Genomic DNA, 21,457 nt, shown 5'->3' on the forward strand with positions numbered 1-21,457 from the left:
GGATCCCCAGGTCATTCCTTTCCTGAACTCCTTCTGGCGATCACTGGAAAAAGGCAGACCCTGTAGTATTACCTACCAGTTAACACCCACTACTTCGGGCCAAGCAACGGTTACACCCATTAACGGGGGCTATTTAGTCGAGTTTTTAACGCCTGACCCGGCCCAGCCTGTCAGTTCCCTTGGGGAAGCAATAAGTGGTCAGCTCCAGGGTGATGAGCGCCACCGGTTGTACACGTCGTTTCTGCAATCGCTCCACCAACGCGTGTCCTGCCAGCAAGCCATTATTTATACCCTGGATGAGCTACAGCAGACGCTTCAACCACTAAATCAATGGGTGACGGATAAACTGCCAAAACCAATTCCCAGGGCCGGGGTCAAGATGCTCCGGGAGCAACAGGTGATTAGTTGCCAACAACTTGAGGCTCACACCCCAGGTATGGCCTCCATATTAGGTTTGTTTGAAAGCGGCTATCGTTGCTTTATGATGGTACCCCTGCTCAAGCAGGAGCAATTGCAGGGAGCTTTAGTGGTCGCTCACCAGCAGGCCCATTTTTTTACCAGCCGCCATCAGAAACTTATCCAGAAAGCGGTAATGGAATTGACTGATAACTACCTCACCAGTTTAGCGCCAGCGTCAACACCACTCCAGCCCGGGAAGGCAACTCATCAATTACTGGACGCAATCCTATCCAACACACCGGTTGGGCTCACCCTTTTCCAACCCCTTAAACAAAGGGGAAAAATTACTGATTTCGTCTATTTGTTGACCAATCCCGCCAATGCTGCAATGTCGGGTCACCGCATAGCAGACATGGTGGGTCAACCCCTTAAAACCTTGTTTCCCGGCACGATTCGAATGGGCCTATTTGACCGGCTGGTGAACGTTGCTCAAAGTGGTATCCCCCAACAGTACCAGGAACAGGCCGAGTTTGATGGCATTTCGATGTGGGGGCACTTTTCTTTAGTCCGGGTGGGCCAGAACGTCCTGTTCACGGTCATGGATATAACGGAGCTCAAACTCACTCAGGCCCGGCTGGACCATAAAAATGTTCAGTTAGAGAAAAGCGTTGTGGCGCGTTCGAAACAGATTCATAACCTGACGGTTCTGCAAAATGCCATCCTTAAGCATGGGGGGCAAGCTATTATCTCTACCGGCATCGATGGGGTGATCCAGACGGCCAATCAGGCTTGTGAGAAATTACTGGGCTACTCGGCTCAAGAGCTACTCGGGAAGGCCGTACAGGTGAGGCCGGGCACCGCTGACAGCCCGCTTCCGGTTATTTCCTTTCAGGCCATCCACCAAGCCCATACGCTCACCGCTGCCACTCTTTTGCAACAGACCCTCAATGGGGAGGCCTATCGCTACCTGGAAGGGGTGGCCATCACCAAAATGGGCACTACGGTCCCCATACTGTTAGCCGCGATTGCGTTACAGGATGAGCATGGACTCACTATCGGTTACCTGGGAATCGCCTCCGATATCTCGGCCTTAAAGACAGCCCAGGCCCGGCTTCTTCAGAAAGACCAGGAACTGAGTATCTTCTTTGAGAATGCGCTAGACATGCATTGCATTTCCGATAGTGGGGGCGTTATTTCGAAGGTCAACAAGGCTTTTCAAGCCACTCTGGGTTACTCGGCGGCCGAGCTGAGGGCGTTTCCTTTTTTACAACTGATCCATCCTGACGAGCAAAAATGGGTGTATCAGCACCGACTGCAATCGATCCTGGAGAAACCAGTTCGCAACCAGATTAACCGAATGCGTTGTAAGGACGGTACCTACCGAATTATTGAGTGGAATGCTATTGGGATTGATCAGGTGGTGTACGGATCGGCTCATGATATTACTGAACGCCAACAGACTGAACTTGACCTAAGGAACCTCTCGCAACGGTTGCAATTAGCTACTCAGGCGGCAGGCCAGGGCATCTGGGAAAATGATATTAGGACGCATACACTACTTTGGGACGATCGCTTGTGGCAGCTCTATGGCCTGGAGCCCCGCCCGGCTGGATGGAGCTTTCAGGAGTTTACCAAATTAATTCATCCGGAGGACCTGCCTGCTTTTCTAGCGAAGGCCCAACAGGAGCGATTTACAACTCGAATTACCAATGTGTTCCGCATTATCCGCGCCGATGGTGCCATTCGATTCATCGAAACCAGTGGGTTAGTGGTTCTTGACGAACACGGTTATCCAGTCCGTACAATTGGGGTTGCCTGGGATGTCACGGAGCGGAAGCTGGCTGAAGAAGCCCTGCGGGAGAGCGAACAGCGGTTCCGGGAGATTGCCGAGAATGTCGACGAGGTATTCTGGATACACTCGGCGGATCCGTTTCGCTTACTGTATATCAATCCGGCCTATGAACGGATCTGGAACCGTACCCGTCAGAGTATCTATGACGATCCTACTTCCTTTATGGAAGGAATCTTGGAAGAAGATCGGCCGGCTATGGCTGCTTTTTTTCAATCATACCGAGCGGGTCAGGAAGGTCAGCTGGAGTACCGGTTACGCCGACCCGATGGATCGATAAGCTGGTTATCGGTTCGCACGTTTATCATTCGTCATGGGGCCGGCAATCCCGCTCGCTATATTGGGATCGTCAATGACATCACCAGCCAGAAAGAAAAAGAACTGGTCCTCCACCAATCCCTCCTGCGGGAACAGGAGCTCAACCAACTCAAATCCCAGTTCGTCTCCACGGCCTCCCACGAGTTCCGCACCCCCCTGACCACCATTCAAACCAGTACAGAACTGATCGAGCTGTATCTGGATGTACCCACCGGCCAGGCCTCGATCCGGCAACATATCGGCGTGATTTACAAACAGATCGAGCGCGTCAGTGAGCTACTTTCGGATATGCTGACCATTAGTAAAATTGAAGCGGGTCGGGTCAGTTTTACGCCCCGCTGGCTGGATCCCGTGGCGCTCTGTTCCCAGTTAATAACTACCCACTTTAGCGCCCGCAGCGACCACCGCCGGGTACAGCTTCAACTGGTGGGAAAACCCTACCAGGCCTATTTGGATGAGAAACTGATGAGTCATGTGCTGATTAACCTCCTGACCAATGCCTTCAAATTCTCAGCTCAGGACCCCCAGTTGACCATTTGCTTTGGGGCCAATGACTTGCGCCTGGAGGTGGCCTCCGCGGGTATTGGCATACCCGCGGAGGATATGGCTAACTTATTTCAGGCTTTTTTTCGGGCCAGTAACACGATCGGCATACCGGGTACGGGGTTAGGACTGGTCATTGCCCGGCAGTACGTGGAGCTCCATCAGGGGCGGCTTACGGTCCAGAGTAAAAACAAAAAAGGAAGCATCTTTACCATTTGGTTACCACACGTACCGGAAGATGTTTAGCCCTTAGTAGTCGACAACTAGTTTTTGAATTAACTGTGCTTAACCGTGCTTCGCTATGCCCACTAATATCCTACTGATTGAAGATGAAGAGCAAATTCGAAAAAACTTGCTGGAAATTCTACAGCTGAAGGGCTATCAAGTTACGGCGGGGGCCGACGGCCTGGAGGGTATCCAGTTAGCCAACCAACAACCGCCGGATCTAATACTTTGTGATATTATGATGCCCCATCTGAATGGGTATCAGGTAGTAGAGCATATTCGTACGCAAGAATCGTTATCACTGGTTCCATTTATTTTCTTAACGGCCAAATCGGATATGGTAGACTTGCGCCGGGGAATGGAATTAGGGGCCGATGATTACCTGACCAAGCCATTCAGTACAAAAGATCTACTGGCGGCCATCGAGAGTCGACTCAAACGGCATCAACAAAAGCCCACCCGTCAACCACGCCCTGTTGGCTTACAGACCATCCAGGCTCACAAAGCGGGTGGGAATATAATTCTAAATGTTGCCGATTGTCTTTACTTTTATGTGCACACCAGCGCCTATTATGTATGCCACCCGCTGGGGACCTTTCAGATCGACTTAACCCTGGCTGAATTAGAGACCCAACTCGATTCGACCCAATTTTTCAGAGCGAATCGCCAGGCTATTATTCACCGCAAAAGCATTCAGAAATACGCTTATTGGCAACTGGGAAAGTATTGTTTATACCTAATCAATGGAGCAAAAGGTAAAGAAATTATCATACCCAAGGCTCGATTTAGACCATTAAAAAAATGGCTAACCGGCTAGTGGCGCCAAAGCCACCGACTACCCTGCTGTTTTCGGCCCTACAAGTAAACATTTATGTTTACAATTTTTAACCAAATACTTGAAGGGACCTACATTTGACGATTTACAATGGCCTTTAGGGCCGATTTTATAAGCGGTATCACCCTCGCACAACAGTTGGGTAGCTAGAATCAACCGTATCATGAACAGCTACAAGCCTTGAGTCATCCCCCTACAACCCTGTCCTTATCGGCATTTATGATCCACTTTGCCACTCAATTGATGAATAAGCGGGGCGAATTGATCCGAACTGATATCACAGACCATTTCATTGATGATTTGATTAGGGCGGGCTATATAAGAATCAGCCCCTGAGCGGTAGGGCGTTAAGGACTTACTTTTGGCCTGTTCAGCATGATTCGCTATAAAGCTTTGCATACAGTAGCTGTATTCGCTTTCGACTTCGCCTTAGTCGCATCTTGACCGCACTGGGCTTGAGGGCGTATAAATTGGTAAGCTCACCAATGGTTAAACCATCATCATATTTTAAACGAAGCAACGTTCGCTCCTCATCCGAAAGCCGTCCCATCGCCTGTCTGACAGCCTGAAGCGTTTCTTCATGCAGGTCAGTTTCTGGGGTATCCGCCCGGTCATGGGTAGGGTTTTCTGGCAACCAGCTCGTGGTGGGTAATCGTTTGGCCAATCGAATCTGGTCAGCACAATAGTTGTAAGCAATCGAATAAAGCCAGGTGGAAAAAGAGGACCGATTTTGAAACGAATCAAACTTTTCAAAGGCTTTGATGAAAATGTCCTGGGTGTAATCCTGGGCCATGTCCGCATCCTTAGTCATACTCAGGCATTTTCGATAGACCTTACTGGCGTATTGATTGTAAAGGGATTCAAATGTGTCAGGTGGTGAGCTAAAGCCATGCCGACTCGGCAGCTGGTTAGCTGTTAAGGAAGTGCGTTTCATGGAAGAGCTATTTTATGGGTTAGATACTGGTAATGGTTACAAAACGAGGCTGGATGTATAAATAGTTTAGAAGATGTTATACCAAATAGTGTTCATACAATTAGTGTCTATACGTATGGTTAGTCTAAAATATAATCTACCGAATAATAAATTGGCCTATTTTTAGTGCTAAGTAAAATATATACTTCTAATTAATTAATAGCACTTTATTGAAAGCGTTTGGATAGCCTACGTGAAATTTACTAGACGGTAGGAAGATTACCCCTCCTGGGATTGAGTTATGTAGTCATTTTGGGGCTAAGGCCAGGTTGGCTGAAATTGGCTCAAACCCACGACTTATCGATTCATTTCCGCCTTCTAGTCACTACTAGGTTAAGGGTAGCTGCAATAGTGGTTGCTTTGTCAGATAGGCAAGCCCAGCTTAAAACGGTGATGAATGGGCCTATCGCAGAGGAATACTATGCAACTACTTGGATACATTTTCTTTACCCTCACGGCCATCTTCTACTATTATCCAATTGTACACAGACTAAGGCAGGCCTTGAACACACCACCCCCCAAACAATTCAAAGGCATCCGGTTTACGGTAAGCGCCGAGATGGATCGGGGGCTGGTTGACCATAAGAAATAAGGCCTTTATATCCTAAATCTTTAATATCTATCTATGGTCTTTCTAAAACTGAGCACTAAAATTAGCTCAGGTTAACTTAATGAATCGACTTATAACGAAGAAAAGTATAACTGCTAATTCAAATTAAATACAAGGCTACCGTGGTGTTCGAAAATCTACAAGTTGGTTAGATTTAGCGACGGAGACTACTAATTAGTCGTAAAATTCCCTATTAGTAATGAAGAACTGAATACCGTGTATTTGAAGTGGATAAAACCCTCTATGCTGTTAGGAGAATCCTATTACTTGTGGTGCAATTCCCGGTGTGCATAGTCATAAGAAAGCAGTAACTACGAATCACAACTAAGTGAATAGTCTTCTTAAACTGGGTATTAAATATCTAGCCCTTTTAGAGTTAGGACATTTGGTTACGATAAGAGGTTTGAACATACATTTTAGGGTTTATGTCCGCTTTAATCAGTCCCATTGTCTAACTTCTTCGGCATTAAAATCTCCCAAGTCCAATCATATATTTATCTGGTTGATACAATCGAATTAATCGGATAGTATTGTAGGCGCACAAAAGTCCGTTTACCCTCAACAATCGATAGCAATTCATTTATCTGATGTACGCACCTAATCTATCCATAGTTAACACGACTTCATTACCTATCCCATGGCTGTCACACTACGCTTAGTAGTCTATACTATTCTCATTAGTACTGCAACTAGTAGCAGCTTGTCTGCCCAGGATTCGACTCATCGGTGGCACAGGCCAAACGCCCTAAAAACGAATTTGCTGGCGCCTGTATCCCTCTTTTATGAACGAGCGCTCACAGAGCGATTTGCCCTTCAGGGAAGTATCCGCTGGTTGAGCTATACTGAACGGCATCCTGTCCAGTTTGTCAATGTTGCCCTAGAAGCACGATTTTATTTGAACGATGCCCATTGGCTGGCCAAACAAGCGCATCCTGCTGGTTTATATGTAAGTCCTTATCTAAAAGCCCGCTCGCTGAAGTACATCAATGAAATTGGTTGGGGGGCTAACAAAGTTGGTGAACTGGACGAGGTGATTATTCAGTCAATTGGGTTTGGAGGAATGGTCGGTTATCAGTGGGTAGGCCGAAGCGGCTTTACAGGCGATCTATTCTTTGGACTTGGATCTATGCCTGCCGGATTAAGCAACTACCAGCATACCATGCGCTACAGTACCGTCACTTCCACCAATGGCTTCGATTATCATCGCCTGGATTTGCGGGCAGGGGTTAGTCTGGGCTATTCGTTTTGAGCGTATGACTACCCTCGCATTGATCTAAACATCAGGGTGTACAGGTTATTGACTAAGGTTGGGCAGTTGTCGGCAAAAGGGTGGTATCGTGCCAGTATGATCGTAGACTTGACACATAATTCTTCCATTGCTGTAATTGGTCAGGCTTGTGGGTATAGGCTACTGCTCCCTTTTCATACGCCTGCTTTACGACAGGTGGCTCAAGTGTGGAGGTTAACATGACAATAGGAACCCGTCCTTTTAAGTGATCATTCAGTTGAGGGATCAAGTCTAGCCCATTAATCGAGTGGCCAAGATCAATATCTAACAAAATCAATTGAGGAGGTTCTTCATAATGCTTATCTAAATAAGAAAGCGTTTCCTGGGCCGATCGCGCATTGACAAACGAAGCTTCAGGAAAAAGCTGATTGGCTAGTCTGGCCAATAACTCGCAGATAGGTGGTTCATCATCCACTACTAAGATTGTAAAGGGCTTTACGTCTGGCATACTAGATGACTATTGAAACAAGGTAGGAATTAACAGGCGAATTACCTAACATATTTTTGGCGTGAGGCTGGTAAAGGATGTGAAGTCAACTCAGCTTCTTTTGGGCGATTGACCTGGCAACGTTGATGATCGTACTACCTGAAATAGAGTTTGGGAATTGTAGCTGTCTCAAACCAGTAAAGCCGAAGCTGTTCGACGTACATTTTCCAAGCCTGATAGGTAAAGGGCTTGACCGTGAAAGCGGTAGCTCCGCGATTATAGGCCTCTAAAGATAAGGCTTTGGTTGAGGTAGCCGTCAGGATGATAATGGGCACTAGACAACCAATGGGATGATTGCGCATTAAGGTTAAAAATTCGAAACCGCTGGGTTCAGTCTGTAGGTGGATATCCAACAGGACGACATTTGGCCCAAGGCCATCCAAATTATCAAGGTATTTTACGGCATCGGCGAAGTGCCTAACATGGATAAACCTGGCTTCTGGAAATGATTTGATTGAAACCCGCGTTAAAATGTCAGCTATTTCGGGATCATCATCGACAAGAAGAATGGTAAAGGTAGTGGGCATTGAACCAAATCAGGGAGTCATACACAAATATACTTGTTTACCCATAAGTTGCTTAGTGTTCCCTAGCTGTTTATGTGGTTTTTCTTATGGATAAGTGTCAACATTAGTTTCTACAACGTTCATGATCCAAAGCTATGGCTAGCTGGCAAACCATCATTAGGTGTCGGATTAAACGTTTGCTAGCCTCCCTGTCTTCTTGGAGGCTGCCGGAAGTCCAATAGGCTGTATTGTTGAACAAATAAGCTGCCTATTAACTACTGAAAATTGCTCCACTTAAAGTAGGCCCGCCAACCCAGAATTTATAAAGTGGTCTGACAATTACACCGACGTATTACCCCAATTGCGATTAATCACAGCCACATAAACAGGCCATCGTCGCTTTTCCAGGTCTAAGTGTATAAGTCGCTAAGGTAGAGTTTAGGGAATAACGGATCGTCAATAGGTTGCCATTGAGAGATACTTGACCGCTGATAGTGATCGGGATGCCAGCGAAACCGGCCCCAGTAAAGGTAAAATAGGTTCCTTGGGTAGAGAATGTACGATTATTGTCCAGCTTGATTTCTGGAAGAATAATGTATTCACAGCAAAGGCCCGTCAGCCGGTATGCTCCCTGATACGGAGCCAGTTCAATACAACCATCTGACCAGGTCTGCGTTGGTAATGGATCTTTTTTAGGCGAACAGCTGGCCAAAACAGTCCATACCAGAAAAAATAAAAATAGACTAGTTTTCATAAATAGGAGCGTGATCTTACCAAGAGCTAATTGACTTACAAAAGGTTGTAAAGGATATTCGGAGTTAATCCATTCGGAAGAATTTAAATGTCTGATGGACAAGCGGAAAAGTTAATCGGTAGGAGTAATATTTAGAAACTTTAATGTTATCTCCAAAGCTTAGATCGGCTACAATTGTCATTCATTTATTTGGTTTAAGCTTGATTTATTCAATTGAAGCATGGACACCCAAACTTTAATATGCCCTATAGCGACTTTATTGGTAACACAAAACGAATTATGGATACTTTTTTAAAAGCATTGTCTGAATTACCTGCAATGTTGATTCGCCTTGAAGCCCAATTAGAGGCCAATACGCGGGCACTGACAGATGCTCGTGAGCAACTCGATAATGTAGAAATCTACGAACGTGAGGCTTGTGCGTATTTGAATGTCGAGCCCAAAACTATGTATAACTATCGGCAACGGGGCCTTAACTACAAAAAGGTGGGGCGTATCATCAGTTATACACGCAAAGATCTGGACAAATGGCGTAATGCCGGAAAGGTACATAGTCATTAATATACTTCTAGATTCGATACCCACTGATCAAATAGTGTAGACGTCAAATAGGTATAATCAGGTAATCGAAACCCAGAATATAGTCCTGTACTTTCACCGGAATCAACGTGAAATACCAGCTGGCGACTCTGGTATTCTTTCGGTATGTAAACAACAGATACAGATCAAAGTATGTGGCCTCCTGGGTGATCATAGCCAGATACCACTCTTTGGTCAACGGATCCGGGAATTCTAAACCATGACGGATACATTGCCAACTATCCAGAAAGCCACATTCCTCAATTTCTTCCGGTGTTGGCTGATAATCGAATATCGTCTCCATAGCTAGTATTAGGCAATTAGTAGGAGGAAAGCAAGATAGTAAAATAGGAAACTATCCCCAGATTTGCTAGTGGACTCTGGGGATAGTTTCCTATTTAAAAGGGGGATTAGATGACTATCCGGCCAGTTTTCGCAACTGACTAGATTCTCGAGCAGTTGGGCGAACATTGGAAATCTTCAGATTTTGAAAGGCATTCAACCCACGAGCGGAGGCTATCGCCGACAAACCTTGTTCGTTGGCAGTAATTCGTATCAGCTCGTTCATGGTCAATGATGCGGAAAGAGTGAAAAGAATTTCCGCATATGATCGTACCACTTAACAATCTTATCAATTTCCCATATTCGCTTCACCTGATTTATGGGAACTGACCAATCACCAATTGGCTCCTTTAAGTCCTCATCGTCAAGATGAAGTGCAAGTCTCTGATTAGTGACACCATCAAAGTAGCCGATTCGATAAGTGATGTATTTTCTTCCAACAACTCGACATTCAATAACAACGAAGGTACCTGGTTCGGGGAGCGTGTTTTGTGGAATTGGGAGACAATGCAAGTCATATCCTCTCCACATAATAGGGGCCAGTGAATCACTACTTACTATGAAGCGCTTCAAGGGAATATCTTTGTAGAACTTTCCGCTGATAAGTGGTGTCTGAATCGGCTTACTATTCATAACTCACCCCCTTTTCGTAGTTTTTGGTGTATCCAGAATTGTTATTGAAACATGGAAAGGTGTCTCGGATTTGCTCAATAGATGAAATCAGACCAATAAGAGGGAGAACTACTTTAGTTTTTCTGTCGGGATTGCCATTTGTAGAGGTAAGCCAAAGATGCAACAGGGTGCATATTTCCGGTATTCCACTTTCACTATCGCTTAAGTCCCATATCAGGCGAAGTAGCTCAAACAGGTCATCTTTGGCTTCGTAGTCACTGGAGATCTTTTGCAAAAAGGCATCTCGCCATTCTTCCCGTGTGATAGGGGTCGGGGTTTGATGGTTAGTCACGATACACCTCCTGTTCCTGATCGATTATACAGCTTAGGCGTGTCCAATCCTCTCCGATTTCTGTAAGGAAATTAACCAGACGTAAGGCGGCAAACAATTGTTCCGAATTGGCATCTTTGGCTAAATCAACCTTTCCGCTACCGATCCAAGCGTAAATCAGGCTATTAATAACTTCAACCAGATTGCCAGCACCCTGCTTGTCAAGTAGACTGTCAACTGATATTAATACGCGAAGCTGATTGCTGTAAACATTTTGATTTACCCTCACATAGTGGGACTCCTTGTTGATTGGCCGATTATCAGCCATAGGAGGGGTTTTGGCCGCATTTTGGGCCACTGGTGGAGGGGTGCTAACCGTTGAATCAATAGGGGCACCATTTTCGTGTGGTAGGGTTGTAGAATCCCCTACCGGTGCATACTTTTGCTCCGTCATCTTTTAATTCGTTAAAAGGTTGATACTTGACCCCTCCGCTCCTACTTTCCACGGCTGAAGCAGAGGGGTTTACTGTTTTTTAGGCACAACGAAGCATCCTACAGTCCAGCGGGCAACCATCCTTCAGGTACTATTTCGCCTTTTCTGATCCTTTTTTGTGACTTACTTAGACAAATATACTTAGACCGTACTTCATTGCAAAGCAACGTACTACAATTATTTTACAAAACTGATCTCCTGCCTTGAAAGCGTGTTCTTAGGGATGCTGCTTTTGGGTATCTGAAATCCTCTGATCCATATCGGCCTTTGCAATCCTTTCCCTATCGTCAAAAAGGAGTTTTACGGCTCGTTCCAATATTTCCGTTTGACTCTCTTTAAACAGAAGAGCAAGAATCTCTAGGTGCTTTTTCGTCTGATCAGACAATCGAAAGGAAGTAGTTGATTTTGCCATTATAAAGGTAGTATATGGCAAATATATAGCACATATGCTTTACAAGCAATACAAATGTATTACTGTTGCGCATGCGGCTTATATATGGATTTTCACGCTCAGAATTGGATTCGTTTTTGATTCGCTATCGACGAAGACGTTCGAGATAATAGACTAAGAATCTCCAGTCAGATATTTAAGTTTGCTTGAACCATTTCAAGTTTAATTGAGAAACCTCAACGTCTGACTTTCCTGCGATGCCTGGCCATAAATCCATCAAATTCAGGGCGAACAATCCAAACCCGACTGCCATATTCCGATGGAGTTAGCTCTCCTTTCTTCAAATATTGATGCAGCGTTGAGCGGGCAACCTTCAAATACTGAGCAGCTTCTTCTAGAGTAAAGGGATCATTCCCTTTTGCCTGGTGGCGTGCTTTCTCTAGTCAAGTCTACATGCCTCAAGTGTAGACTGTAGAGTGCCCAAAAGCTCTTCTTCGACGGGTATTTTCATATTAACTGTTAACTAATCTGCATCACAATCTCTCTCCAGTAGCCACCCAATAATCTGTCAATATGGAAAAAGCCAACGACTTCTAATTCAAGTAGCTACGATAAGTATACTGGGCTCAATGTTGAGCTTACTGAAAGGGCACTACTTGTATTATAAGTAGCTATGTTAACTGCTTATAATACAAGTAGTTGACTTTGAAGAAATAATTTTCTAACTAGCCATACTATGCAAAATCCATTTGACGAATTGCACAAACAGATTAGCCAGCTGGAAGGGATGATTAGTCAGCTACTAAGCCAAAAAGCCGAAAGTTCGAATCAGGTATCGGTTCACAATCCGCTTGATGTTAAGGGTGCCTCAACGATTTTAGGTATTGCCATAGGAACGATCTATCAAAACATTGAAGTTATTCCACATTATAAAAAACATGGAAGGCTTTATTTCTTTGAAAATGAGTTGCTTGATTATCTGAAGTCTAAACCTAATAAAAAGGTTATTCCCATTAAACAGACACGCCGGACAAGAAAGGCTCGGGCGGCCTAAAGGTACTTCTTGAAGGGATAAATGCCTTTTTAACGGCAATCAGTGGGAATTGAAGAAGGGCAGGATGAAAGAAACAAACGTCTTTATTCCACCTATAATGGCAATTAACATACACCCCGTTCGCGTTCTCAAAAAGGATTTCCTTGAAGCTACTCACTGTTTAATTTTCCATATATCATCGAAAAACATCTAAGAGGTATGCCCAAAAGTCAATATCTATAAACTATACACTTGGTCGATTGGGCCGGATGTAAGCTTTTTTAGAATCGCTTTTTTCGTCTTTTCGGCTCTTCACTTCTTAAACCTGCAAGTTTATGCACAATCCTTTTGATGAACTTCAGGCGCAGTTAAATCGTATTGAGGGGCTAATGAATATGATCCTCTTGCGAAATGACGCGGCTCCAATTAGGGCTAACGATAAACAACCGCCAAATGAACTGCCAGTAGATATAAAACGCACTGCGCAAATTCTAAGCATTTCTACCAGTGCCATCTATAAGAATATAGATCTGATTCCAAGCCATAAACACCATGGGCGTCTTTATTTTTTTGAAACAGAGCTACTTGCTTATATAAAGGAAAAGCCTGAGCGTAAAGTAAAATCAATCACAATTCCACGACGAACAAGACAATCCAAACGCCTAAATACATAACGCCCGGAATCAGCATGGACCCAGGCGTTATACTCCAGTAGGTAATCATTTTACAGAATCCCTTTGGCTCGTAATCCATCGGTCAATCCACTAATCTTAGTGTTCATTTTATCAAGTAGTTCATTGGTTTTCGCTGTGTTGCTGTTGGTACCACCCGTGTTGCGATCAATACTGGAAAGAACCAACAATTGCTGATTGATAAGCCGATTCGTATCGGCCTGTGATATTCGCATAGCATTCATCTGGCCAGCAAGTACGGACCCCGTTTCTTCGGTCAGTGATTTGAATGATCCTGACAATGCATTTGCCTGACTGGCAGTCGTGCCGGTTGGTTTGAATATATCAAACCCCTTTGACTTGGCTCCATCCTGAATTTGCTTTAGGTAGTCAGTTGTAAGGTTAATGATCGTACCCGCATTCGTAAAAAACTTTGCGGCATCATCATCTATTTGCTGATCACCTCCCGGCATCAAGGAAGCCTCAATATCTTTACCAAATTGCTCAAGATACGGGCCAAGTACCTTTGAGTAAAGTAGCTTGGTGGTAAAGTCCTCTATGATACCTTCAAGAGTTGTCTTAAAGCCCATTGCCGCATCTGTTCCATTTCTGAACGCGTCAACAAGTGAATCTCCAAGCTTATCCCCAAAACTACCTACAAGGTCTTTAACAACTGCCTTTATGGCTTCGTGAGTAGCCTCTACCTGTTTCTGCCATTCAATGGTAGACTTGAGCGTCTCTTTTGTGGCATCATCGACTAAGTTATTATCGATCAGCGTTTGCGCTAAGGAGACATTCAGCTCATCGACTCCATCCTTTGACTTTTGGATTAGTTTCGGATAAGCCGTAAGGAGGTTGGTAAACTCATCCTCCTTTTTCTTACCTCCAAAAAATCCGATAATCGCACCAATTCCAGCACCAATGGCTGTACCAATTCCGGGTGCAATCGCCGTTCCGATAGTCGCACCATTTACTGCGCTCTTGCCAACCGCATTCCAGTCAACGGCATTACCTTGCCCACTTTTTGCCTTTCCTTCGGAGAGCTTTTTAAGGGACTCCTGATACTTCTGTTGAGCATCATCAAACTGATTAAAATCAGCCTCTAACTCTTTTAGGTAATCTCTACCAAAAATACCATTGGCCGCATTTTTGGCCTGAATGCCATATTGCTCGTTCAACAGTAGATTATACTGTTGCTGCTGGGCAATGATTGAAGCATAGTATTCGGCTTCGGCTCTTTTACGTTGAGCCGCTGCGGTGGTTATAATGTTGAGGATTTGAACGGCTGCTCCGATAGCGGCCTGCGTTTTTTGGGCATCGGTGGCCGATTTGCTGAACGCCGTAGACAATCCATCAAGATTAGATGTCAGGCCCGAAATCAACCCACCAACCTGTCCAGCTGTACCACCTAACTCAGATAGGGCAGACGCAAATTGACTGACGGCGGCACCATAGGACGAAACGAACTTTTGAATACCTTTGCCCGTGGACTGCTTTTGTAGCTCATCTAGTTTTTGTTTGGCCTTTTTATAAACCTCACTATTGACACCATCCAATTCTTTGGCCTTATCAACTGCCAGCTTTTGAAGCCTAATTTCTTCTTTGGATCGCTTTTCAGCATCACCCAAAATTGTCTTTGTGGTATTTTTGTATTCCTCCGTTTCTTCAAACCTACGCTGCCTATAATCCTCAAACGCTTGCTTTTCGGCATCATCAATTACCTTGAGAGCCTGCTTATAATCAGCACCCTTATTGCCGTTATACCTTTTGTCTAGCGCAGCCCTCTTTTCAGCAAAATCCTGCTGAATGGCTAGCTGTTGTTCGCCGGATGAGGCATAGGAAACCAGGAACTGATTTAAGCGATTTTGTAATTCAGTTTCGGTCTTAACAATTTCATCAGCTACAATTTTTTGTTTATCATAATCCTCCTTGAAAATAGGCTTCGTGCTTTTTAGATCATCTTGTTTCTGCTTTAGCTCTACGAGATACTGAGCCAAATTACCCGCCGAAATCCTAGACTTTTCTAAATCTTCATTGAATAATTCAATAGCTGTTTTCTTGCCGGTTATTTCATTTTTCTGATCTGTCAGGTTAGATAAATTTGCTGCATCGGCTTGCGTAAGCTTGCCCGTATCACGCTTTGACTCAAGTAATGCTATTTGATTGTTGAGGTACTCAAGATACGATTGGCTCGATTTCAACAACTCCCCGAATTGAGCATCAGCCGCTTGTTTAGAATAAGCCTGCACCCACTTTTGATACAGCTCATATTGACGTTTCTTTTCTTCAATCTCTTCCTCAAAACTCCTAATGGCCGTCAGTTTCCGAACCTCCTCAAGTTGCTTTTGGGCATTAATAATGATCTGCTTTTGCTTCTCAATGCCCGATGCATCCGTTTTTGAAGTTTTCGACAAAGCCTCTTCAGCGAGCTTTACTACATTTTCCCAGTATGAAATAGACCCATACGGTCCAACTTTCTCCGCGTCCTTTTGGGCTTTGGTTCGCTTGCCTAATGCGTAGCTAATATCGGCGTCCAGCTTATCTAATTGAGTCTTTTCCTGACTACCAATAACAGCACCGCCCAACTTCTCTTTGACCTTTTTTTGTAGGGCTTGCAATTGATCTTCTGTCTTGGCGGAAACCTTGACCAATCGAAGTTGCCCCGCCGTTTCAGCCTCTGCCAGTTTATCGGCAAATGACTTAACAGCCAACGGGGTCTTGTTTAGTTTTTCTAGTTGCGCTTTGTGTTCTTTTAGTCGGTCTTCAGTGATTTTATAGGCAAGCGTCAATTTATCCAGCGATGCCAATCTTTGCTCATCGGTAGCAATAGCCGCTTCCAGAGATTCTTTGCTGCCCTGAGCCAAGCCCTCACCAATCGATTGTTCGACCTTTGCGGTTGTTTTTTTGGCCTCCTGTTCATCTAGGATTGCCTGAGCTAATTCCTGCCTTTTTTTCTGAATTTCTAAAGTGAGCGCAATTCCGGTAGCATTGCCTGAACCATCGGGGCCACCTTGTCTTGTTTTATTTTCCTGCTCAGCTGCCTTTTTCTTGAGTGCATTTAATTCCTCCTGAACCTTTTTTGTTTTTTCGGCTGCATCTAATTCCTGTTTAAAAGCATCCTTAAAGGCATCCTGACCTGATTCAAGCCGAATTTTCTTTTTCAGCGATTCGAGGTATTCATTTAGGGCAGTTGTTAGGTCAGCAGTTTTAGCTTTTTGAAAGTCCAGACCTTCCAGAATTTTAGGGGATATTTCATTTAGCTTTTGATAAGCCTTTAAACGCTCACTCTCTGCTACATTCTGGTTTTTGAGTATTGATACCAAACTTACCACTTCGGCCCTCTGGGTGGCAAATTTGGAGTTTGTGTCTTCAGCAGATTTAGAAAGTAAAGATTGCGCCGTTGTTAATTCATGCGCATCCTCTTTCAGCACAAAGTAGGCGGTAGCCAGGGCCGCAATGGCCGTTCCAACCAATACAATGGGATTGACTTGCATTACTGAATTTAAAAGGACTTGTGCCCTGGCCGCGATTGTTGCCCCTGCTGCCTGTGCCTGAGAAGCTTGAGCCATTGCAATGGCTGCATTTCTCTGAGATAAAGACAACGCCACATTGGCGCTAGCAGCTTCGGCCTGAGCGATTGCCTGCGCTTCGGTAACGGCCTTATTTCGGATTTGGGCCATGGTTACTAGTTCCTGAGTAACCGAAGCCAGAACCAAAGCAGCGCGGTACCCACCATACGTTCCCACCAAAATACCCAGTACATTTACCACATCCTGATAATGCTGAACGACTTCGGTGGCCGTGGTAAAGACACTAGCGGCCAATCCTTCATTCTTTTTGCCGATGTCGTTTAGCATTTCATCCCAAGCACTCCCCAGCTTTTCTTTAAGACCGGTTAGGGACTTGGCTTGTGCATCGAGCATACCGGAGAATATACCCCCGGTTGAGGTCATGTTTTTAAAGGCTTGTTCAACTTCTTTAAACCCAACTTTGCCAGACTCAACAAACTGATTAACCTCCGAAACGTTGATTTTTAGTACTTTGGCCAGCTCCTCGTAAATCCCAATTCCACGAGAGGCAAACTGGCGAATATCGGTGGCGTAGGCCCGGCCCTGAGCGCGGAGGGTTCCATACAGGTATACGATGTCGCCCAAAGGCGCGCCTACACCGGCCGCTACATCACCCAGCATATGCAGGTCTTTAACCACCGATTGCGCCGAGGTACCATAAGCTAGTAACTGCTTCGCCCCGTTGGCAACATCCCGCAAGCTAAGTGGCGTTTGAGCCGCTTCCTTAACAACTTCGGACAACAGGGTCTCACCTTTGATTTTACTTTTCAATAAAACCCCAAAGGCAATTTCAAGGCCTTGAAACTCTTGACGAACCTTTAAAATTTGCTGAGGTAAGTCCGCCAGTCCATTAAAGGCAAAGGTGCCGACAGCTAGCTTGCCTAAATTTTGAAAGACGCTGTCAATTTTAGCCGTTTCCCGGACGGCCGTCGTGGAGATGCCTCTGATCTGATTCTCCATCCGGGTCAGAACGGCATTGAAATTAATGTCATTTATTGTTGCCTCGAAACTGAGGGGTCCATTTCCATTCATTGGTCAGTTTTGTTTAGTGTTTTACGCTTACCTGTTCTTCGCACCCAAATAGCGCCCTTCACCCCATGGGGATTCTTAATCCTGATCGCCTATTTCCGGTTTCTCCATCAGCGCTGGCGCTGTTGTTCTCGGTTGAATCGAGAGATACCTAACCGAGTTGACAAGATTCCCCAGATTGCTGATGCTATTGATGAGGATCGTTAATTGCCACATCTTCTCCGGGGTCAAATGCCACAGAAAATAGCGGGCATAAATTGGGGTCAGAAACCTAATTTTCCACCAACTATTCAGGTAGGCGATGGCAATGATACGGGCGCATCGATGGGTATTTTGAGCCGTAAGCCGCTTAGCTTCGTTAATTGAATCGACCTGAAGGGCGCCTTCAGCAAAATCCATGGCCAGCCATTCGCGTGACAACTGATTCAACGTACCCAGGAAGGGCTCATGGAGTATAAATGTCTGTTCAGGGGCTCCGAAAAACTTAAACAGACTTTGCTTTTGAGTTCGGAAGCTCATTCCGGATTGGATCAACCGAATGATCTCGCTTTGCTCAGCGCCAATGGAGTCGAATTGATCTATTGTTTGGGTTTTCATAATACGCGTTATCAGATTAATTGAGATGAACGGATTCGTTAAATATGTAGGAAAGAGCCAGGCTACCAATCGCCAGTACTGATCGCTTACCCTGAATGCGAGCGCAGAAACTGCGGAGCTCCTCATCAGAGCGATGCCGGGAGTGAAAACCCATGGTGATCACGTACTGCTTAAAGCTGGGATTCCAGCTCACGAACTGTAGATACAAGGCTGATAGTCGGATTTGTGCGGGGTTCATGGTCGATTAGTTGGGGATGAAAACGAGTTAAGGGGAACCGGGTGCTAGGGGCCTACTTGTCGTGGATGGGCTAGTTTAGCTTTCGGCAGTAATCGAGCAAAAATTCTTTCTCATCAGGGCTTAACGCTGACCAGTCCTGCTGAACGGCCTGGTAGGCTTTGGCTAATTCGGGGAAATCCGAGAGCAGATTGATCTGATTGGCTCGAATCGCTTTCAGGAGTCGAATCTTCAGTTCTCGGCCTAGTTGAACCTGCCCGCTTGCATCGAATTTGATTTTTCGAAGCAGTTGGTTCACCTGGTGCAAATCCTCCTGGGAAAGTTCATCGCTGCTTAGTTGCTGGTCCTGCCTGGGGTGATAGAGTTCAGGAAAGTAGGCCATGTCCACCATTCCGTCCCGAATCGACCTTAACAGCTTATAGGTTGTTTTCGGCTGAAGCATAATGGTTGGATAGCCAGCGCTGTCATAGAAGAAAGCCATAGCGAATAATAGGTTTAGCTTAAAAAGTCATAGGTTTCGGCCGGAATGGAATCCAGTTCAATCGCCTGGTCAGCTCTTTGGCTGAGGATCTTGGCTATGCCTGGGCGCAGTGGAGGGCTGACGATTTCAACCACATCGCGCTCGGGATTCCCCTGCTGCATGAGGTAATACAAAAACCACTGGGTGATAAAATGAATAGGTTTGCCGGTATTACCTTTCAGGGCCACCAGTGCCAGTTTATCATTTACTTTGATGGCCGTCCGAATCAGCCGACGGTAGCGCGGATCTCCGGGCAGTAGTTCGATATAGCCGTTGTTTGGCGTGTTCATGGGCTATGGGGTTTTAAGATCTGGTCGATTAAGGCATTGATTTGGCTATCACTCATCGAGTCGAGCCGGGTATTTACATCAGCTTTGACGTCGATGGTTTGGGGTTTGGGTAGAATGTAGGCCATCATCTTTTCCATAAACAGGAGTCGATCTTTGGCATCCAGATGCTCCAGGTCATTCTGTAGCGATGGCCAGTTGTGATCGATCAGATCGCTGATGGACTTACGCAGGTCTTCGGTAGCTTTGTTTTTCTTCCCCCGTTTCCGGCCACCGGTTTTTGATTTTCCTTTTTCAAATGGCATCTCTCTATTCTATTTCATTCTATTTTAGAATGGATGGGTCTGTCTGGCAGGTTGAAGTGACGTTGAATCCGGTGGCAGGCCAGCTCGTAGCGGGGCAGTAGCTCGTACCACTGGTTCTGAAGCAGTGTCTGCCGAATGTCGCCCAGCACAAGCATCGTGAACAGTCGACCAATGTCCGGATGGAGGGCAATGAACTGTCGGATCGCCCTGTATACGCGGGTTAATCGAATGGCGTTGCCCAGCAGAAACCAGCGTACTTCGAAGTCCACCTTATCGGCCTCCTCAATCAGGTAAAGAAAGCTGGCGTGGTGCGGGCCTGTAATTGCTTCGTTATAGTAGCCATTCTGCTGCCAGAGATAGCACACCACGACCTGAGGGTTGATACTGCTGTTGGCAAAGAGTTCGGGAATGGTCAGTGGTTCGATCATGACGGGTTTGCAGATTGTGATCTGGCTTATCCAGGCGTGTTAGCGAGCGTGCTGTGCGGCTTAAATTCGAAAGGTTTTCTGGGCTCGTTTCCGGGCGTACAGGTAGCGTTCCATCAACTCATACCACTCATTCAGTAATAGCGTCTCCTGAACGACGTTAAACACAAACTCAGTCATTGACCGGGCTGCTTTCTCATCGTAGGCAATGAACCCTCGAATCTCCTGGAATAACCGGTGTAATGTCTTTGGTCGACCCATCAGGTAGCCTCGTAACCAGAAGTCCACGTCATCCGTATAAGCTAGATAATCCAGGGCTTTCTCGCCAACCCCAGCGTACATACCAGCTTTCAGATACTGCGGGTATTTGCAGAGGTAAGCCATAAGTTCACCTGTATCAACGGTCGTTTGATCGAAGTGGGTAGTAGCCTGGGATGCGTTTTTCATGAATGAACAAGTCTAGTTTTGGTGATCAGTGGCCTGGACAGGACTATACAGATTTAGAAGCGCCTGGGCGCAGGCCTGAGCATCAACCTCGTACACAGTCAAAAAGCCCGTAGCCTGTTGATAGAATTGGTTGTAGTCATCCAGACAGAACTCGATTTCAATGTCTTGGATCTGCTCCTCAGCCACCAGTTGAAGCCTGGTTTCATCGGGTAGCTCCTCCTCGGCCAGAATCTCCAGATAACCGGTTGAATCTGCTACCTCGAATTGATACGGACGTAGTGCCTCACGAAGCGAAGAGAAATCGTGGGCCATGGTAAGCAGTTCACTATACTGTTCAATCTGAGTGGGTAGCCCATCGGCCATCATTCCGGAAAAGCAGGCGTGAAGTTCGTTGATGGGTTCATAGGATACGCGGTACGCTTCGGGCTGCCGCTGCTGATAACGATTATGCTCTTCGATATAGGCCTGGAAGTGGCCAGCGGCAAAGTCAGTACAAACCCGGTGGAGACTATCGAGTTTGGTGTACAGGTTCTGTGCCTGGAGGTGAATTTTGGTGAGTTCAACTAGCTGCTCCTGACAGAGCGCTTGATCATTGTTGCGGCTATTATACCAACTGCCTTCAACCTGATTTTTGAATGCCGATGAAATGACTACGGTTAGTGTCTGAATATGATTGAGATTGATCATGGGGTTGATTAATGTTTTAAGTTGTAAGATTTAGGATACGTATTCAGGTAGAGTTTTCGATTGAGCTTGGCTAGCAAGTAGTGCGTCATATTCCGCATCTGTCAGATCGAATGGAAT

General features: G+C 45.6%; 23 protein-coding genes and 1 pseudogene. 7 read left to right on the forward strand and 17 right to left on the reverse strand.

The window, feature by feature from the left end; genetic code table 11:
* Both ACYVGO_RS31125 and ACYVGO_RS31130 read left to right on the forward strand, forming a co-directional pair.
* The coding region (locus ACYVGO_RS31125) for a PAS domain S-box protein (RefSeq protein WP_460972647.1) at positions 1–3,355 on the forward strand (3,355 nt) is incomplete at its 5' end.
* Positions 3,356–3,410: 55 nt separating this feature from the next.
* On the forward strand, positions 3,411–4,151 hold the full coding sequence (locus ACYVGO_RS31130; RefSeq protein ID WP_460972648.1) for a response regulator: 741 nt from the start codon (positions 3,411–3,413) through the stop codon (positions 4,149–4,151).
* Positions 4,152–4,539: 388 nt separating this feature from the next.
* Here the strand turns inward: ACYVGO_RS31130 and ACYVGO_RS31135 are convergent, their stop codons facing one another.
* Positions 4,540–5,103, reverse strand: coding sequence for an RNA polymerase sigma factor (locus ACYVGO_RS31135; protein ID WP_460972649.1), 564 nt, complete (start codon positions 5,101–5,103; stop codon positions 4,540–4,542).
* Positions 5,104–5,563: 460 nt separating this feature from the next.
* On the opposite strand from ACYVGO_RS31135, the gene ACYVGO_RS31140 reads away from it, so the two are divergent.
* Positions 5,564–5,734 (forward strand): hypothetical protein, encoded by a 171-nt coding sequence (locus ACYVGO_RS31140; RefSeq protein ID WP_460972650.1) that lies wholly within the window; start codon positions 5,564–5,566, stop codon positions 5,732–5,734.
* 655 nt (positions 5,735–6,389) lie between these two features.
* On the forward strand, positions 6,390–7,001 hold the full coding sequence (locus tag ACYVGO_RS31145) for a hypothetical protein (RefSeq protein ID WP_460972651.1): 612 nt from the start codon (positions 6,390–6,392) through the stop codon (positions 6,999–7,001).
* Positions 7,002–7,053: 52 nt separating this feature from the next.
* Here ACYVGO_RS31145 and ACYVGO_RS31150 read toward each other — a convergent pair whose 3' ends face one another.
* The 3 genes from ACYVGO_RS31150 to ACYVGO_RS31160 all read right to left on the reverse strand — a co-directional run bounded on the left by ACYVGO_RS31150 (position 7,054) and on the right by ACYVGO_RS31160 (position 8,787).
* Positions 7,054–7,488 carry a response regulator gene (locus ACYVGO_RS31150; protein ID WP_460972652.1) on the reverse strand — a complete coding sequence of 145 codons (435 nt, stop codon included), beginning with the start codon at positions 7,486–7,488 and terminating at the stop codon, positions 7,054–7,056.
* Positions 7,489–7,622: 134 nt separating this feature from the next.
* On the reverse strand, positions 7,623–8,054 hold the full coding sequence (locus tag ACYVGO_RS31155) for a response regulator (RefSeq protein WP_460972653.1): 432 nt from the start codon (positions 8,052–8,054) through the stop codon (positions 7,623–7,625).
* A 346-nt stretch (positions 8,055–8,400) separates the two neighbouring features.
* Positions 8,401–8,787 (reverse strand): hypothetical protein, encoded by a 387-nt coding sequence (locus tag ACYVGO_RS31160; RefSeq protein ID WP_460972655.1) that lies wholly within the window; start codon positions 8,785–8,787, stop codon positions 8,401–8,403.
* Between the two features lie 279 nt (positions 8,788–9,066).
* On the opposite strand from ACYVGO_RS31160, the gene ACYVGO_RS31165 reads away from it, so the two are divergent.
* Positions 9,067–9,348: a helix-turn-helix domain-containing protein gene (locus ACYVGO_RS31165; protein WP_460972656.1), complete on the forward strand. Its 282-nt coding sequence runs from the start codon at positions 9,067–9,069 to the stop codon at positions 9,346–9,348.
* A 43-nt stretch (positions 9,349–9,391) separates the two neighbouring features.
* Here ACYVGO_RS31165 and ACYVGO_RS31170 read toward each other — a convergent pair whose 3' ends face one another.
* The 4 genes and pseudogenes from ACYVGO_RS31170 to ACYVGO_RS31185 form a co-directional block, all read right to left on the reverse strand.
* Positions 9,392–9,670: a hypothetical protein gene (locus tag ACYVGO_RS31170; protein ID WP_460972657.1), complete on the reverse strand. Its 279-nt coding sequence runs from the start codon at positions 9,668–9,670 to the stop codon at positions 9,392–9,394.
* A gap of 114 nt (positions 9,671–9,784) precedes the next feature.
* Entirely contained in the window at positions 9,785–9,934 is a 150-nt protein-coding gene (locus ACYVGO_RS31175) for a hypothetical protein (RefSeq protein ID WP_460972658.1), read from the reverse strand.
* Positions 9,935–10,664: 730 nt separating this feature from the next.
* Positions 10,665–11,105: a hypothetical protein gene (locus ACYVGO_RS31180; protein ID WP_460972659.1), complete on the reverse strand. Its 441-nt coding sequence runs from the start codon at positions 11,103–11,105 to the stop codon at positions 10,665–10,667.
* A 666-nt stretch (positions 11,106–11,771) separates the two neighbouring features.
* Positions 11,772–11,927: pseudogene (locus ACYVGO_RS31185) on the reverse strand (helix-turn-helix domain-containing protein); the annotation flags it as partial.
* A gap of 344 nt (positions 11,928–12,271) precedes the next feature.
* Here ACYVGO_RS31185 and ACYVGO_RS31190 point away from each other — a divergent pair.
* The gene (locus ACYVGO_RS31190; RefSeq protein ID WP_460972660.1) at positions 12,272–12,589 is read left to right on the forward strand and encodes a helix-turn-helix domain-containing protein; all 318 of its coding nucleotides are present in this window, start codon (positions 12,272–12,274) and stop codon (positions 12,587–12,589) included.
* 314 nt (positions 12,590–12,903) lie between these two features.
* On the forward strand, positions 12,904–13,242 hold the full coding sequence (locus ACYVGO_RS31195; protein WP_460972661.1) for a hypothetical protein: 339 nt from the start codon (positions 12,904–12,906) through the stop codon (positions 13,240–13,242).
* A 50-nt stretch (positions 13,243–13,292) separates the two neighbouring features.
* Here ACYVGO_RS31195 and ACYVGO_RS31200 read toward each other — a convergent pair whose 3' ends face one another.
* From ACYVGO_RS31200 to ACYVGO_RS31240, 9 genes are all read right to left on the reverse strand, one after another.
* Positions 13,293–17,840, reverse strand: a complete 4,548-nt coding sequence (locus ACYVGO_RS31200) for a tape measure protein (RefSeq protein WP_460972662.1) — start codon at positions 17,838–17,840, stop codon at positions 13,293–13,295.
* A gap of 75 nt (positions 17,841–17,915) precedes the next feature.
* The gene (locus ACYVGO_RS31205; protein WP_460972663.1) at positions 17,916–18,434 is read right to left on the reverse strand and encodes a hypothetical protein; all 519 of its coding nucleotides are present in this window, start codon (positions 18,432–18,434) and stop codon (positions 17,916–17,918) included.
* 16 nt (positions 18,435–18,450) lie between these two features.
* A complete protein-coding gene (locus ACYVGO_RS31210) occupies positions 18,451–18,672 on the reverse strand; it encodes a hypothetical protein (RefSeq protein ID WP_460972664.1) in 222 nt (73 codons plus the stop codon).
* Between the two features lie 70 nt (positions 18,673–18,742).
* Positions 18,743–19,150: a hypothetical protein gene (locus ACYVGO_RS31215; protein WP_460972665.1), complete on the reverse strand. Its 408-nt coding sequence runs from the start codon at positions 19,148–19,150 to the stop codon at positions 18,743–18,745.
* A 14-nt stretch (positions 19,151–19,164) separates the two neighbouring features.
* Positions 19,165–19,479, reverse strand: a complete 315-nt coding sequence (locus ACYVGO_RS31220; RefSeq protein ID WP_460972666.1) for a hypothetical protein — start codon at positions 19,477–19,479, stop codon at positions 19,165–19,167.
* Positions 19,476–19,781: a hypothetical protein gene (locus tag ACYVGO_RS31225; protein WP_460972667.1), complete on the reverse strand. Its 306-nt coding sequence runs from the start codon at positions 19,779–19,781 to the stop codon at positions 19,476–19,478. Before ACYVGO_RS31225 ends, ACYVGO_RS31220 begins: the two co-directional genes overlap by 4 nt.
* A gap of 14 nt (positions 19,782–19,795) precedes the next feature.
* Positions 19,796–20,209 carry a hypothetical protein gene (locus ACYVGO_RS31230; RefSeq protein ID WP_460972668.1) on the reverse strand — a complete coding sequence of 138 codons (414 nt, stop codon included), beginning with the start codon at positions 20,207–20,209 and terminating at the stop codon, positions 19,796–19,798.
* Positions 20,210–20,269: 60 nt separating this feature from the next.
* Positions 20,270–20,653 carry a hypothetical protein gene (locus ACYVGO_RS31235; protein ID WP_460972669.1) on the reverse strand — a complete coding sequence of 128 codons (384 nt, stop codon included), beginning with the start codon at positions 20,651–20,653 and terminating at the stop codon, positions 20,270–20,272.
* Between the two features lie 12 nt (positions 20,654–20,665).
* Positions 20,666–21,340, reverse strand: coding sequence for a hypothetical protein (locus ACYVGO_RS31240; protein ID WP_460972670.1), 675 nt, complete (start codon positions 21,338–21,340; stop codon positions 20,666–20,668).
* Positions 21,341–21,457: the final 117 nt, after the last annotated feature.

It is taken from the genome of Spirosoma migulaei (genome assembly GCF_054776855.1).

Coding starts and splice junctions, on each gene's coding strand:
- ACYVGO_RS31190 (WP_460972660.1), top strand. CDS start 12,272: ATGCAAAATCCATTTGACGAATTGCACAAACAGATTAGCCAGCTGGAA.
- ACYVGO_RS31205 (WP_460972663.1), bottom strand. CDS start 18,434: ATGAAAACCCAAACAATAGATCAATTCGACTCCATTGGCGCTGAGCAA.
- ACYVGO_RS31170 (WP_460972657.1), bottom strand. CDS start 9,670: ATGGAGACGATATTCGATTATCAGCCAACACCGGAAGAAATTGAGGAA.
- ACYVGO_RS31135 (WP_460972649.1), bottom strand. CDS start 5,103: ATGAAACGCACTTCCTTAACAGCTAACCAGCTGCCGAGTCGGCATGGC.
- ACYVGO_RS31150 (WP_460972652.1), bottom strand. CDS start 7,488: ATGCCAGACGTAAAGCCCTTTACAATCTTAGTAGTGGATGATGAACCA.
- ACYVGO_RS31140 (WP_460972650.1), top strand. CDS start 5,564: ATGCAACTACTTGGATACATTTTCTTTACCCTCACGGCCATCTTCTAC.
- ACYVGO_RS31160 (WP_460972655.1), bottom strand. CDS start 8,787: ATGAAAACTAGTCTATTTTTATTTTTTCTGGTATGGACTGTTTTGGCC.
- ACYVGO_RS31195 (WP_460972661.1), top strand. CDS start 12,904: ATGCACAATCCTTTTGATGAACTTCAGGCGCAGTTAAATCGTATTGAG.
- ACYVGO_RS31210 (WP_460972664.1), bottom strand. CDS start 18,672: ATGAACCCCGCACAAATCCGACTATCAGCCTTGTATCTACAGTTCGTG.
- ACYVGO_RS31175 (WP_460972658.1), bottom strand. CDS start 9,934: ATGAACGAGCTGATACGAATTACTGCCAACGAACAAGGTTTGTCGGCG.
- ACYVGO_RS31220 (WP_460972666.1), bottom strand. CDS start 19,479: ATGAACACGCCAAACAACGGCTATATCGAACTACTGCCCGGAGATCCG.
- ACYVGO_RS31225 (WP_460972667.1), bottom strand. CDS start 19,781: ATGCCATTTGAAAAAGGAAAATCAAAAACCGGTGGCCGGAAACGGGGG.
- ACYVGO_RS31165 (WP_460972656.1), top strand. CDS start 9,067: ATGGATACTTTTTTAAAAGCATTGTCTGAATTACCTGCAATGTTGATT.
- ACYVGO_RS31230 (WP_460972668.1), bottom strand. CDS start 20,209: ATGATCGAACCACTGACCATTCCCGAACTCTTTGCCAACAGCAGTATC.
- ACYVGO_RS31240 (WP_460972670.1), bottom strand. CDS start 21,340: ATGATCAATCTCAATCATATTCAGACACTAACCGTAGTCATTTCATCG.
- ACYVGO_RS31155 (WP_460972653.1), bottom strand. CDS start 8,054: ATGCCCACTACCTTTACCATTCTTCTTGTCGATGATGATCCCGAAATA.
- ACYVGO_RS31180 (WP_460972659.1), bottom strand. CDS start 11,105: ATGACGGAGCAAAAGTATGCACCGGTAGGGGATTCTACAACCCTACCA.
- ACYVGO_RS31215 (WP_460972665.1), bottom strand. CDS start 19,150: ATGGCTTTCTTCTATGACAGCGCTGGCTATCCAACCATTATGCTTCAG.
- ACYVGO_RS31235 (WP_460972669.1), bottom strand. CDS start 20,653: ATGAAAAACGCATCCCAGGCTACTACCCACTTCGATCAAACGACCGTT.
- ACYVGO_RS31130 (WP_460972648.1), top strand. CDS start 3,411: ATGCCCACTAATATCCTACTGATTGAAGATGAAGAGCAAATTCGAAAA.
- ACYVGO_RS31145 (WP_460972651.1), top strand. CDS start 6,390: ATGGCTGTCACACTACGCTTAGTAGTCTATACTATTCTCATTAGTACT.
- ACYVGO_RS31200 (WP_460972662.1), bottom strand. CDS start 17,840: ATGAATGGAAATGGACCCCTCAGTTTCGAGGCAACAATAAATGACATT.